Source organism: Streptomyces niger (genome assembly GCF_000718305.1).
Taxonomy (GTDB): Bacteria; Actinomycetota; Actinomycetes; order Streptomycetales; family Streptomycetaceae; genus Streptomyces; species Streptomyces niger.
Map to the genome: position 1 here is coordinate 229138 of NZ_JOFQ01000012.1, position 12839 is coordinate 241976.

10 protein-coding genes and 1 pseudogene are annotated in these 12839 nt (G+C 72.9%); 8 read left to right on the top strand and 3 right to left on the bottom strand.

All coding sequences use genetic code 11. From position 1 onward, the window contains the following. The first annotated feature begins 117 nt into the window (after positions 1–117). Positions 118–843 carry a chorismate mutase gene (locus tag IF20_RS24125; RefSeq protein ID WP_407702548.1) on the top strand — a complete coding sequence of 242 codons (726 nt, stop codon included), beginning with the start codon at positions 118–120 and terminating at the stop codon, positions 841–843. A 76-nt stretch (positions 844–919) separates the two neighbouring features. Here IF20_RS24125 and IF20_RS24130 read toward each other — a convergent pair whose 3' ends face one another. Then, entirely contained in the window at positions 920–2539 is a 1620-nt protein-coding gene (locus IF20_RS24130) for an acyl-CoA synthetase (RefSeq protein ID WP_052867369.1), read from the bottom strand. A 195-nt stretch (positions 2540–2734) separates the two neighbouring features. On the opposite strand from IF20_RS24130, the gene IF20_RS24135 reads away from it, so the two are divergent. The 5 genes from IF20_RS24135 to IF20_RS24155 all read left to right on the top strand — a co-directional run bounded on the left by IF20_RS24135 (position 2735) and on the right by IF20_RS24155 (position 7073). After that, on the top strand, positions 2735–3550 hold the full coding sequence (locus IF20_RS24135; protein ID WP_052867370.1) for a crotonase/enoyl-CoA hydratase family protein: 816 nt from the start codon (positions 2735–2737) through the stop codon (positions 3548–3550). A gap of 9 nt (positions 3551–3559) precedes the next feature. After that, positions 3560–4507 carry a Zn-ribbon domain-containing OB-fold protein gene (locus IF20_RS24140; RefSeq protein ID WP_052867371.1) on the top strand — a complete coding sequence of 316 codons (948 nt, stop codon included), beginning with the start codon at positions 3560–3562 and terminating at the stop codon, positions 4505–4507. Next, entirely contained in the window at positions 4507–5547 is a 1041-nt protein-coding gene (locus IF20_RS24145; RefSeq protein WP_199896720.1) for a thiolase domain-containing protein, read from the top strand. The genes IF20_RS24140 and IF20_RS24145 overlap by 1 nt, the downstream gene beginning before the upstream one ends. A gap of 7 nt (positions 5548–5554) precedes the next feature. After that, positions 5555–6721, top strand: coding sequence for a thiolase domain-containing protein (locus tag IF20_RS24150; protein WP_052867373.1), 1167 nt, complete (start codon positions 5555–5557; stop codon positions 6719–6721). Between the two features lie 109 nt (positions 6722–6830). Next, entirely contained in the window at positions 6831–7073 is a 243-nt protein-coding gene (locus IF20_RS24155; protein WP_052867374.1) for a DUF397 domain-containing protein, read from the top strand. An 83-nt stretch (positions 7074–7156) separates the two neighbouring features. Here IF20_RS24155 and IF20_RS24160 read toward each other — a convergent pair whose 3' ends face one another. Both IF20_RS24160 and IF20_RS24165 read right to left on the bottom strand, forming a co-directional pair. Beyond that, positions 7157–7879 carry a leucine-rich repeat domain-containing protein gene (locus IF20_RS24160; protein ID WP_052867375.1) on the bottom strand — a complete coding sequence of 241 codons (723 nt, stop codon included), beginning with the start codon at positions 7877–7879 and terminating at the stop codon, positions 7157–7159. 16 nt (positions 7880–7895) lie between these two features. Beyond that, the gene (locus tag IF20_RS24165) at positions 7896–8993 is read right to left on the bottom strand and encodes an isoafricanol synthase (RefSeq protein WP_052867376.1); all 1098 of its coding nucleotides are present in this window, start codon (positions 8991–8993) and stop codon (positions 7896–7898) included. A 285-nt stretch (positions 8994–9278) separates the two neighbouring features. Between IF20_RS24165 and IF20_RS24170 the strand changes: the two are divergent. Both IF20_RS24170 and IF20_RS24175 read left to right on the top strand, forming a co-directional pair. Next, positions 9279–12215, top strand: a pseudogene (locus tag IF20_RS24170) (ATP-binding protein). A gap of 54 nt (positions 12216–12269) precedes the next feature. Further along, a complete protein-coding gene (locus IF20_RS24175; RefSeq protein WP_052867377.1) occupies positions 12270–12767 on the top strand; it encodes a hypothetical protein in 498 nt (165 codons plus the stop codon). The last annotated feature ends 72 nt before the right edge of the window (positions 12768–12839 follow it).

Sequence of the window (12839 nt, forward strand, 5' to 3'; positions counted from 1 at the left end):
GGGGGAGTTTCTGCACGGCTGTCCGGTCGGCGGACTCCGGTAGCCGTGACGACCCTTGTTCCAGTAGAACAAGGCGATCGAGCAGCCCCTTGCGGGACCGACAGAGAAGGGGAACCGGTGCCACTCAGCTCCTCCGTCCGCCGCCGTTCACCGCGGCACGTCGTCGTCCGCCGCGCGGTGGTCACGACCGTCGCCGCGGCCGCCCTGTTCGCCGGAGCCCCCGGCGCGACCGCGGCCCCGGCAACCCAAGCGGCCCCGGCAACCCAAGCGGCCCCGGCAACCCAAGCTGCCCCGGTGGCTCACTCGGGCTCGCCGGAGCGCACGGCTCCGGCCGCCACCAGGCCCACCGCACGTACGGGCCAGTACACCGCGCTGCGTCCCCTCGCCGCGCTGTCCGCCGAGCGGCTGGCGACCGCCGACCTGGTCGCGGCGGCCAAGTGGGGCACCGACAGCCCCATCGACGACCCGGCGCGCGAGCAGCAGGTGCTCGATGCGGTGGCCCAGCGGGCGCGTGAACTGGGCGCGGACCCCGCGCGTACGGTGGCGGTCTTCCGGGACCAGATCGAGGCGAACAAGATCGTGCAGCGCGGGCTGCACCGCGCCTGGACCGCCGACCCCTCCCGGGCGCCCACCACCCGCCCCGACCTCGCCGAGGTCCGCGAGGAGATCAACCGCATCAACGAGGGGCTGGTACGCGCCCTCGCCGACTCCTCGGCCGCGCGTACGTCCCCGTCCTGCACGCCCGTCCTGGCGGTGGCCTCGGCCGGCGTCGTACGGGACGCGCGCCTGGACCCGCTGCACACGGTGGCCCTGGCCCGCTCCGTGCGCTCGGTCTGCGGCTGACCGGAGGCGGGCACCCCGGCCGGCCCGAGACGCCTCCGTCAGCCGGAGGACGACGCGGCAGCCGTCCCCCGGGGGCCTACTCGCCGCCCGCCACCCGCTTGGCCCACCGGTAGTCGGCCTTGCCGCTGGGGGAGCGTTGGATGTGGTCGGTGAAGACGACCGTGCGGGGAATCTTGTAGCCGGCGAGGTGGCTACGGCAGTGGGCCTGGACGGCGGCCGGATCCACCGGCGCCGCGCCCGGGCGGAGCTGCACCACGGCCGCGACGCGGTTGCCCCAGCGGTCGTCCGGGACGCCCGCGACGAGTGCGTCGTACACGTCGGGGTGGGCCTTGAGGGCCTGTTCGACCTCTTCGGGGTAGACCTTCTCGCCGCCGGAGTTGATGCACTGCGAGCCGCGGCCGAGGACCGTGACCACGCCGTCCTCGTCGACGGTGGCCATGTCGCCGAGCAGTACCCAGCGTTCGCCGTCGGCCTCGAAGAACGTCTCGGCGGTCTTGGCCGGGTCGTTGTAGTAGCCCAGCGGCACGTGGCCGCGCTGGGCCAGCCGGCCGGGCTCGCCGGGCGCCACCGGTGCGTGCGTGACCGGGTCGACCACCGCGGTACGGCCGTTGACGTGCAGCCGGAAGCCGGTGTCGGGGCCCGCGTCGTCGGTGGCGGTGCCGTTGAAGCCGGACTCGGAGGAGCCGAAGTTGTTCAGCAGCATCGCGTGCGGGACCAGGGCGGTGAACTGGGCCCGCACGGTGTCGGAGAGGATCGCGCCGGAGCTGGAGACGGCGAAGAGGGTCGTGCAGTCGGTGCCCTTGAGCGGGCCGGCCAGGGCGTCGGTCAGCGGGCGCAGCATCGCGTCGCCAACGAGGGAGACGCTGGTGACCCGTTCGCGTTCGATCGTTCGCAGGACCTCTTCGGGCACGTACTTGCGGTGGAGGACGACTTTCTGACCGAAGTGGAAGGCTATGAGGGCGGTGAGGGTGGAGGTGCCGTGCATGAGTGGGGGAGTGGGGAAGAAGACCAGCCCTTCGCCGCTCGCGGCGGCCCGTTCGGCCAGTTCCTCGGCGCGTGAGACCGGTTCGCCGGTGGGCGCGCCGCCGCCCGTGCCGGAGAAGAACAGGTCCTCGTGGCGCCAGACCACGCCTTTGGGCATGCCGGTGGTGCCGCCCGTGTAGATGATGACGCGGTCGTCGGCGCTGCGCGGTCCGAAGCCGCGGTCGGGGGAGCCGGCGGCCTCGGCCTCCGTGAAGGGAACGACGGGGCGCGCGGGTTCGGGGGCGCCGGGCGGCGGGGTGCCGACCCGTACGAGGTGGCGCAGGCGCGGCGCCCGGGGCGCGGCGGCGGCCACCCGCTCGGTGAACTCCGCGTCGAAGACGAGCGCGACCAGGTCGGCGTCGCGGTAGAGGTAGGCCAGCTCCTCTTCAACGTAGCGGTAGTTGACGTTGACCGGCACGGCCCGGATCTTCAGGCAGGCGTAGAACGCCTGGAGGTACTCGACGCCGTTGTAGAGGTGCAGGCCGACGTGGTCGCCGGGGCGTACGCCGGAGTCCTGGAGGTGGTGGGCGAGGCGGTTGGCCGCCCGGTCCAGCTGCCGGTAGGTGAGCCGGCGTTCGGCGCCGCTGCCGGGGTGGTCGGTGTACACCAACGCTTCGCGGTCGGGCACCGTGTCGACGATCGACTCGAAGAGGTCGGCAAGGTTGTACTCCACGTCTCCTCCTGATCGCGCGGCCGCTGGTCCGGCGCTCATTAGAGCCGCCGGGGCGGTAAGGGGGAAGGGCCGCGGCCAATAAAACTGACTGAGTGTCAGAAAACTCTTGAAGTCGCCGTGCCGCTCCTGCAACCTGTTCTGCATTCTTCACCCGGGCAGAGCGGATCCTTCATACGGGCAGGACGGGAGAACGGCATGGGCGGCACCCCCGGTACCGGCACCGAACACCTCACCGTGGAGCGCGTCGGCGCGACACTCGTACTCACCCTGAACCGCCCGGCGGCGAAGAACGCCCTCTCGCCGCCGATGCTGGTCGGCCTGTACGACGGCTGGCTGGCCGCCGACGCCGACGACGACATCCGGTCGGTCGTCCTCACCGGCGCGGGCGGTGTCTTCTGCGCCGGCATGGACCTCAAGGCGCTGGCCGGCGGCGGCATGGCCGACGACGCGTACCGCGACCGGATGAAAGCCGATCCCGACCTGCACTGGAAGGCCATGCTCCGGCACCACCGGCCGCGCAAACCCGTCATCGCCGCCGTCGAGGGCCCGTGCGTGGCAGGCGGTACGGAGATCCTGCAGGGCACGGACATCCGGGTGGCCGGTGAGAGCGCGACCTTCGGGCTCTTCGAAGTGCGCCGCGGGCTCTTCCCCATCGGTGGCTCGACCGTCCGCCTGCAGCGCCAGATCCCCCGCACGCACGCCCTGGAGATGCTGCTCACCGGCCGCCCGTACAGCGCGCGGGAAGCCGAACGGACCGGGCTGATCGGTCACGTCGTGCCGGATGGCACCGCCCGTGCCAAGGCCCTGGAGATCGCCGAACAGATCAACGCCTGCGGCCCGCTCGCGGTCGAAGCGGTCAAGTCCTCGGTCTACGCGACCGCGGAGATGACCGAGACCGACGGACTGGCACACGAACTCGAACACGGCTGGCCGATCTTCGGCACCGCCGACGCCAAGGAAGGCGCGAAAGCCTTCGCCGAGAAGCGCCCGCCCGTCTACCGGCGCACCTGAGGAGCAGCCGTGACCACCGAGATCCTCGCCGCCCCACTCGTCGTCGAATTCCCCTTCACCCGCTCCCTCGGGCCCGTGCAGAGCGCCTTCCTCACCGGCCTCCGCGAGCGCACCGTCCTCGGCGTCCGGACCACCGCCGGCACGGTGCTGGTGCCGCCCACCGAGTACGACCCGGCCACCGCCGCCGAGCTGCACGAGATGGTCCAGGTCGCGGAGGTCGGCACCGTCACCACCTGGGCCTGGAACCCGCACCCCACCGGCAAGCCCCCGCTCGACCGGCCCTTCGCCTGGGTGCTCGTCCGGCTCGACGGCACCGACAGCGCCCTGCTGCACGTCCTGGACGCCCCCTCGCCCGACGCGGTCTCCACCGGCATGCGGGTCCGCATCCGGTGGGCGGAGACGCGGACGGGCGCCATCACGGACATCGCCTGCTTCGAGCCGTACGACGGCGCGGCCGGGCCCGCGCCCCGCGACCACGCCGGCGACTTCGCCGACGCCGTCTCCGTCGTCACCCTCCCCGCCCGCCTCGACTACACGTACAGCCCCGGCCGGGCCCAGACCGCGTACCTCCGGGCGCTCGCCGAGCGGCGCACGGTGGGCGAACGCTGCCCTGAGTGCGCCAAGGTCTACGTGCCGCCGCGCGGCGCCTGTCCCACCTGTGGCGTCCCCACCGGCGAACGCGTCGAGGTCGGCCCGAAGGGCACCGTCACCACCTTCTGCATCGTCAACATCAAGGCCAAGGGCCTGGACATCGAAGTGCCCTACGTCTACGGCCACATCGCCCTGGACGGCGCGGGGCTGGCGCTCCACGGCCGCATCGCCGGCATTCCGTACGACCAGGTCCGGATGGGCATGCGGGTCGAGCCGGTCTGGAAGGAAGGCCAGCGCTGGCCCGACCACTACCGGCCCACCGGGGAGCCGGACGCCGACTACGACACGTACAGGGAGCTGGTGTGATGCGAGACGTGGCGATCGTCGCGTTCGGGCAGTCCGATCACGTACCGGACAGCCGCGAGGTCTCCGAGGTGGAGATGCTGATGCCGGTGCTGAAGGAGGTGCTCGACGCGGTCTCCCTGAAGACCGCCGACCTCGGCTTCGTCTGCTCCGGCTCCTGCGACTACCTCGCAGGCCGGGCCTTCTCCTTCACCATGGCCCTGGACGGCGTCGGCGCCTGGCCGCCCGTCGCCGAGTCGCACGTCGAGATGGACGGCGCCTGGGCGCTGTACGAGGCCTGGGTGAAGCTCCTCACCGGCGAGGCCGACACCGCCCTCGTCTACTCCTACGGCAAGTCCTCGCCCGGCGACCTGCGGGAAGTGCTCACCCGCCAGCTCGACCCGTACTACGTGGCGCCGCTGTGGCCCGACTCCGTGGCGCTCGCCGCCCTTCAGGCGCAGGCGCTGTTCGACGCGGGCGCCGCCGACGAGCGGGTCCTGGCGGGGGTCGCCGCGCGCAGCCGTACCGACGCGGCCGCCAACCCGCACGCCCAGCTGCGTGGCGACGTCCCCATGGGCGACCACGTCGTCGCCCCCCTGAGGCGCGGCGACTGCGCGCCCATCGGGGACGGCGCGGCTGCCGTCATCCTGGCCGCCGGGGACAGGGCCCGAGAGCTGTGCGAACGGCCCGCCTGGATACGCGGCATCGACCACCGCATCGAAGCCCACGCCCTGGGCGTACGCGACCTCACCGACTCGCCCTCCACCCGGCTCGCCGCCGAACGTGCCGGGGCCTTCGAGCGCCCCGTGGACACCGCGGAGCTGCACGCGCCCTTCACCTCCCAGGAGATCGTGCTGCGCCGCGCCCTGCGGCTCACCGACGACGTCGCAGTGAACCCCTCGGGCGGCGCCCTGGCAGCCAACCCCATGATGGCCGCCGGACTGATCCGGCTCGGCGAGGCGGCCGCCCGCATCCAGCGCGGCGCGTCCGACCGCGCCCTCGCGCACGCCACCTCGGGCCCGTGCCTGCAGCAGAACCTGGTCGCCGTCCTGGAAGGGGAGTGAGGCCGTCATGAGCAAGGAGCCCGTGGCCGTCGTCGGCATCGGCCAGACCCGGCACGTCGCCGCACGCAAGGACGTCTCGATCGCCGGGCTGGTCCGCGAGGCCGCCCTGCGCGCCCTGGAGGACGCCCAGCTGACCTGGGCCGACATCGACGCCGTCGTCATCGGCAAGGCGCCCGACTTCTTCGAGGGCGTCATGATGCCCGAGCTGTACCTCGCCGACGCGCTCGGCGCCGTCGGCAAGCCCATGCTCCGGGTGCACACCGCGGGTTCCGTGGGCGGCTCCACCGCCCTGGTGGCCGCCAACCTCGTCGCCGCACGGGTACACGGCACCGTCCTCACCCTCGCCTTCGAGAAGCAGTCCGAGTCCAACGCGATGTGGGGCCTGTCCCTGCCCGTCCCCTTCCAGCAGCCGCTGCTGGCCGGGGCCGGCGGCTTCTTCGCCCCGCACGTCCGCGCCTACATGCGCCGCACCGGCGCACCCGACACGATCGGCTCCCTCGTCGCCTACAAGGACCGCCGCAACGCGCTCAAGAACCCGTACGCGCACCTCCACGAGCACGACATCACCCTGGAGAAGGTGCAGGCGTCCCCGATGCTGTGGGACCCCGTCCGGTACTCCGAGACCTGCCCCTCCTCGGACGGCGCGTGCGCGATGGTCCTGACCGGACGGGCCGGCGCCGACCACGCGCCGCACCCGCCGGCATGGGTGCACGGCGGGGCGATGCGCAGCGAACCGACGCTGTTCGCGGGCAAGGACGTCGTCTCGCCGCGCGCCGGGCGGGACTGCGCGGCCGACGTCTACCGGCAGGCCGGCGTCACCGACCCGCGCCGCCAGATCGACGCGGTCGAGATGTACGTGCCGTTCAGCTGGTACGAGCCGATGTGGCTGGAGAACCTCGGCTTCGCCGAGGAGGGCGAGGGCTGGAAGCTCACCGAGGCCGGCGTGACGGAACTGGACGGTGACCTCCCGGTGAATCCTTCGGGCGGCGTCCTCTCCACCAACCCGATCGGCGCGTCGGGCATGCTCCGCTTCGCCGAGGCGGCGCTCCAGGTCCGCGGCCGGGCCGGGGACCACCAAATCCCGGGTGTCCGGCGTGCGTTGGGGCACGCCTACGGGGGTGGCTCGCAGTTCTTCGCGATGTGGCTGGTCGGCGCCGAGCCGCCCGCGACCTGACCGATGCCGTGCGGATCGGGGCCATCCGGCCCGTCGCGGCCTGTCGGTGGCCGGGCACGATGGTTACGCTGGCCGGGACGGCGGACCCCACCGGGGAGGAGCGGTACACGTGGCCGAAAGCACCATCACCGAGCAGCGGATCACCGGCGAGAAGCAGCCCGAACTCGACCTCACACAGGCCCAGTGGCAGCCCAGTGGCCAGGGCGTGGGCGATGTCCAGATCGCCTTCGTCGACGGCTTCATCGCGATGCGGGACCGCCGCAGCCCGGACGGCCCGGCCGTCGTGTTCTCGCCCGGCGAATGGCGTGGCTTCGTGCTGCGCGCCCGGGACGGCGAGTTCGACCTGACGTGACGCCCGGAGGACGGTACGACGCCGCGCGCTGAGCGGGTGCGGCCGCGCCGCCCGGACCGGACCCCGGCCGGGCGGCGCGCCCGTCAGACGAGGACGACGCAGCCGCGGTCCCGCAGGGCACGCAGCACCGGCGCCGCCTCGTCGACGGCGTTCCAGCGCAGATCCAGCTTCTCCAGGGACAGGCACTCCGGCAGCCAGTGGGGGAGTGTGCCGATGCAGTTGGAGCGCAGGTCCAGCCGGCGCAGCAGCGGGAGGCCGCGCAGCACCTCGGGCAGCTCGGCCAAGGCGTTCCCGCGCAGCTCCAGTTCGCGCAGTTCCCGCAGTTCGGCGAAGGTGCGGGGCAGCGCGGTGAGGTGGTTGCCGCGCAGCCACAGCTCCCGCAGCCGGGTCAGCCGGCCGAGCGCCGGCGGCAGCGCGGTCAGGGCGCAGTGCTGGGCCCGCAGTTCGTACAGGCCCGCAAGCCCGCCCAGCGCGTCCGGGAGGCGGCCGAGCGGGTTCTCGCCAACGTTGAGATAGCCGAGGCGGGCCAGCCGCCCCAGTGTGGCCGGCAGTTCGGCCAGTCGGTTGTCGTGCAGGTACAGGCAGCCGGAGAGGCCGGTCAGGTCGCCGAGCGAGGCGGGCAGCCGGGTGAGTGCGTTGTGCCCGAGGTCGAGCGTGCGCAGGCTGGTCAGCCGGCCGATGCGGTCGGGGAGCGCGGTGAGGGCGTTGTCGGCGAGGATCAGCGTGCGCGGCCCCGGCACCGTCTCCCACACCTCCGCCGGTACGGATCCCAGCCCGGCCTTCCAGTAGTTGAGCACCTCGGTCATCGGGGCGGGCCGCCGGTCAGGAGCCGGTCGTACGGTGCGCCGACAGCGTGCCCGGGTCGGCGGCCGCGAAGAGGTCGGCCCAGGGCCGGCTGCGTACGGAGGCGGTGCCGGTGTCGTCGTAGCGCGGGGTCTCCTGCGACCACACGAGATTGCCGCTCATCAGGTGGTGCATGTGCGTGACGTAGTGGCCCACGTGGTCGTGCACCTCGGCCGGTACGCCCAGCTCCTTGAGCGTCGCGGGCAGCGTTGCGGCGATCTGCTGGAACTGGTCCACGCGCGCGTTGGTCGTCCGGACGATCCTGCGCACCGCCTGGTCCAGCGTGCAGCCGGTCGACCGCTGCAGGATGATCACGCTGTTGTTGACGTCCCCGGCCGCCAGCTCCTTGTCCACCGAGACGACGTCGTTGACGAAGATCACCACATCGGCGGTGAGCCGGCGCAGCTCGGCCAGCGGCGGTCTGCCGTGCAGCTCACGCGGGAGGACGTAACCGCCGCAGCGCTCCGCGAAGTCCAGGCACGGCTGTACGCCTATGGAGTCCCGGCGGCCCTTGAGGTACTGCTCCAACGGCAGCACGCCTTTGCGGGTACGGTTCTGCGCCTCCCAGTGGTACGCGCCGAGATACCGCTCCCAGTGGTCCTGGAAGCGCAGCTGCCAGGCGCGGGGCGCCCCGGCGGTGATCCGCAGCCAGATGTCGCGGTAGCCGGCGACCAGCGGGCTGTCGGGCTCCTCGGGCAGCAGATCGGGCGTGTCGTCCATCGTGCGCACCACGCGGTCCACGAAGTGCGCCACCGACTCCGGGCACTGGCCCAGTTCGCCGTCGAACTGGTCGTCGAAGAGGAAGAACCAGGCGTTGAAGTCCGTCGCCAGGGCCAGCTCGGCGGCGCCGGCCTCGGGGTAGAAGTAGGCCATGAGCCGGTCCAGTCGCAGTGCGTCGTACTCCTCCGTCGCCGCCGCACCGCGCAGTATGCCGTGATCGTGCAGCCAGCCGAGGGTGTGCCGCCGCGCCGCTTCCACCCCGGGGTTCAACCGCGCCGGGAAGGGGATGAGGAGGGGCGCGGTACGCCTGGGTACGGGGGGCAACGGTACTACCGTCGCACTCTTGTGGTCGTTCATGGTCCGCCTCCTTCAAGCTGCGCCCCGCGGCGCAGTCAGGGGAGCCTGAGGCTCCTGCGTTGACCAGTCAAGAAGGGAGCAGGTTTATCGGTCAATAAGTTCGCGGACGTCGCCCGCTCGCGCCACCCGCGCAGGTAAGGGGGAGCGCGCCGCGCAATGTCCCGGACAGCGCGCAACCACGGCGTACGCTCCCCCGATTCATGGTCGGAAGTTGCTCGGGCCCGACCATGCGGAGCCACGCGGCGCTAGGCTCGTCGCCATATGCAAAAGGGGTGAGGGCGGAACATGGCGGAGATCACCGGGCGGTCCGGCCGGGCGCGCAGGCCGATGCTCGAGCGGGATACGGAACTGAGCGCACTGGACGGCATGTTGACCGACCTGTGCGGCTCCGGCAAAGAGGACGGAGGGGTGCGGACGGGCGGCCTGATCGCCTTCGCCGGGCCCGCGGGCATGGGCAAGACCGCGCTGATCAACGAGGCCCGCCGGCGCGCCATCGCCCGCGGCTGCACGGTCCTGCTGGCCCGCGGCGGCGAGCAGGAGCAGGAGGTGGCCTTCCATGTGGTACGGCAGCTGGTGCAGCCGGTGTTCGCCGCCGAGTCCCCCGAGGAGCACCGCCGGATCCTGGGCACCTGGTACGACATCGTCGCGCCCGCCGTGGGGCTGGTCGCGGCGGACGGCGACGCCTCCCCCGACCCGCAGGGCGTGCGGGACGGCCTGGACTGGGTCGTCACCCGCTTCGCCGTGCACTTCACGCCCGTCGTCCTCATCCTCGACGACGCCCACTGGGCCGACTCCGAATCCCTCGCCTGGCTCACCGCGTTCGCCGCCCGCGCGGAGGAGCTCCCCATACTGATCATCGTCGGGTACCGCCCCGACGAGCTGCCGGCCGGCGCCGGTCCGCTGCGCCGGATCGCCGAGCGCAGCGGCTCCCGCCCCTTCGAGCTGACCCCACTCACCCCCGCCGCCGTCCGGCGCGTGGTGACCCACATGGTCGGCGAGGGAGCCGACGAGGCGTTCTGCCGCGAGTGCTGGGCCGTCACCGGCGGCAATCCGTACGAGGTCGTCGAGCTGAGCGCCAAGATCCGCGAGCGCGACATCAAGCCGCAGCAGGCCAACGTCTCCCAGCTCCGCGAGCTGGTCATGGCCATCAAGGACAGCGGACTCATCGAACGCCTGGAGCGGCTCGGTACCGCCGCCGTCCGCTTCGCCTGGGCCGCCTCCGTGCTCGGTACGGAGGTCTCCCCGACGCTCGCCGCCAACGTCGCGGGCCTCGGCTCCGTCCAGGCCGCCGACGTCGTGGACAAGCTGCGCGACGCCCGCATCCTCGCCCCGGCCGCCTCCTCGGACAACGGCAACCTCCGGTTCTTCCACCCCCTCGTCGCCAGCGCCGTCTACCAGGCCATCCCCGGCGCGCTGCGGGTCGCGCTGCACGGCCAGGCGGCGGCCGCCGTGGTGGACGCGGGCCACGGCGCCACGGCCGCGGCCCGGCACCTGCTGGAGATGCACCCCGAGCACGACGACTGGGTCGTGCAGCGGCTGCGCGAGGCCGCGAGCGAGTACTTCCGCGCGGGCGCGCCGGACGCGGCCCGCCGCTGCCTGGCCCGTGCGCTGCGCGAGCCCCCTGCTCTGCAGGACCGCGCCCTGGTCCTCTTCGAGCTGGGCTGTTCCTCCCTGCTCAGCGAGCCCGCGACCACGGTGAACCACCTCCGTGCGGCGCTGGAGGAGGAAGAGCTCGACCCGGAACTGCGCGAGACGATCACGTACAAGCTGGCGCAGGCGCTCGCACACGCCGACCGTATGGAGGAGGCGGCGGAGGTGGTCGCAGCGGAGGCGCAGCGGGCCACCAACGCGCGGACGCGGCTGCGCATGCAGGCCGAGCAGTTCATGTGGAACGCCTTCCGGGCCGACGAGCAGGAGTCGCCCGCCCGCTCCCGGCTGCTGGCCAAGCTGGCCGACCATCTCACCGGGCGCGGCATGGCCGAGCGGTACATCCTCGGGCTGCGCGCCTGGGACGCCATGGTGCGCGGCGAGAGCGCGCAGAGGGCGCTGCACTACGCCGAGGAGGCGCTCGGCGACGGCCTGCCGTGGACGGACGAGGAGTAGGGCTTCGAAGTGCCCGTCCTCGTCGCGCTCACCTTCATGTACTGCGACCAGCCGGGCCGTGCCGAGGAGCTGTTCCACAAGGGCATCGCCGAGTGCGAGCGCAAGGGCTGGCGCGGCGCCCACCTCTCCTTCGGGTACACCCTGCTCGGTTACATCCGCTACCGCCGCGGCCGGCTCGCCGAGGCGGAGGACCTGGTCCACGGCGGCCTGCGGATCGCGCACCGGGTGGGGCAGCGGGTGCCCGCCCAGTGGTTCGCGATCGGCATCCTCATCGAGATCCTGCTCGCCCGCGGACGGATCGCCGAGGCCCAGGAGCTGGCCGACACGTACAGCTACGGCGAGGTCGTGCCGAACGCCGTCGTGTACCCCGACTCGCAGACCGTCTACAGCGAGCTGCTGCTCGCGCGCGGACTGCACCGCGACGCGGAACAGCAGCTCACGGCGGTCGGCAGGCGGCTGGAGTCGCGCGCCATGCGCAACCCCGCCTGGTGCCCCTGGCAGCTGCACCTCGCCCGCGCGATCGCCCTCACCGACCGGGCCAGGGCCCTCACCCTGGTCGACGAGGCGCTGCAGCGCGCGCAGGACTTCGGTACGGAGTCGGCCATCGGGCAGGCGCTGTTCTGCAAGGCCGGCGTGGTCGGCGGCGCGGAGGGCATGAAGCTGCTGGCCGAGGCGGTGCGCCACTTCGAGCGTTCCCCGTCCGCCTTCGAGCTGGCCCAGGCGCTGGTGGAGCACGGCGCCGCACTGCGCCGGGCGGGCCTGCCGCAGGACGCCGCCGATCGCCTCTACCGCGGCCTGGACAGCGCCCTGCACTGCGGCGCCGAGGCGCTGGCGGCCCGCGCCCGCGACGAGCTGTCCGCCGCCGGGCTGCGCCCGCTCCAGCTGCGCAGTTCCGGTACGGACACGCTCACCGCGCAGGAGCGGGCGGTGGCCGAGTGGGTCGTGCAGGGCTGGACCAAGGACCGCATCGCCGTGGAGCTGGGCACCCAGGTGCCGGCCGTCAGCCGGCTGCTGTCCGGGGTCTACCGCAAGATGGGCACGGACCGCGGCGGCCTGCCGCGACTGCTGGAGAGCGCGGGCGCCGGCCTCGTGCCGCCGCCCACCGTGCCGGAGGGGTGACGGCCGCCCCGGGACCGCAGCGTGGTGCCGCGGCGCGCCACGTACGATGGCTGTATGTCGTTCCTCCGCCGCCGTAGCGCCGTGCCTGCCGGGCCCGATTTTGATGTGCTTGCCATGGACCCCGGGGACTGGCCCGGCAATCTGGGTGCCGGGCTGCTGCCCGCTCCCGACGGCAGCTGCCAGGGCGTCTTCCTGCGTTACGACCTCTTCGGCGGCCGCGGCCCGGCGATGATCATCGGCAATCTCCCCGAAGGATCCCCGGCGCGGGATCTCGGCGAGGGCGAGGTGCCCTTCGAGGTGGCGCAGCTGCTGGACGCGCTGGGCCACGACGAGGAGGTCACCGTCGTGGAGACCGAGGACCTCCCGGTGATGCACGACAACAACCTGCTGATCGTCAAGCGCATCAAGTGCTCCGAGGGCCGGGTCTCCTGCGTGCAGTTCGACCGGAACGACGGCGTGCTGGTCACCATCGCCAGCTGGGACCGCCCGATCACCGACGACCTGTACGCGCTGCTCAAGCCGCTGCCCGCGGAGATGTTCCAGCAGGGCTGAGCCCGGCATGAGCGCGGCACGGCGGCACGGGCGGGTGCCCCGGGCCCGTACCGCCTCTTCGCGCCAGGAGCG

Excerpts from the sequence above, each read along its gene's own strand:
- IF20_RS24135 (WP_052867370.1), top strand. The coding sequence starts at position 2,735 with ATGGGCGGCACCCCCGGTACCGGCACCGAACACCTCACCGTGGAGCGC.
- IF20_RS24145 (WP_199896720.1), top strand. The coding sequence starts at position 4,507 with ATGCGAGACGTGGCGATCGTCGCGTTCGGGCAGTCCGATCACGTACCG.
- IF20_RS24150 (WP_052867373.1), top strand. The coding sequence starts at position 5,555 with ATGAGCAAGGAGCCCGTGGCCGTCGTCGGCATCGGCCAGACCCGGCAC.
- IF20_RS24160 (WP_052867375.1), bottom strand. The coding sequence starts at position 7,879 with ATGACCGAGGTGCTCAACTACTGGAAGGCCGGGCTGGGATCCGTACCG.
- IF20_RS24165 (WP_052867376.1), bottom strand. The coding sequence starts at position 8,993 with ATGAACGACCACAAGAGTGCGACGGTAGTACCGTTGCCCCCCGTACCC.
- IF20_RS24175 (WP_052867377.1), top strand. The coding sequence starts at position 12,270 with ATGTCGTTCCTCCGCCGCCGTAGCGCCGTGCCTGCCGGGCCCGATTTT.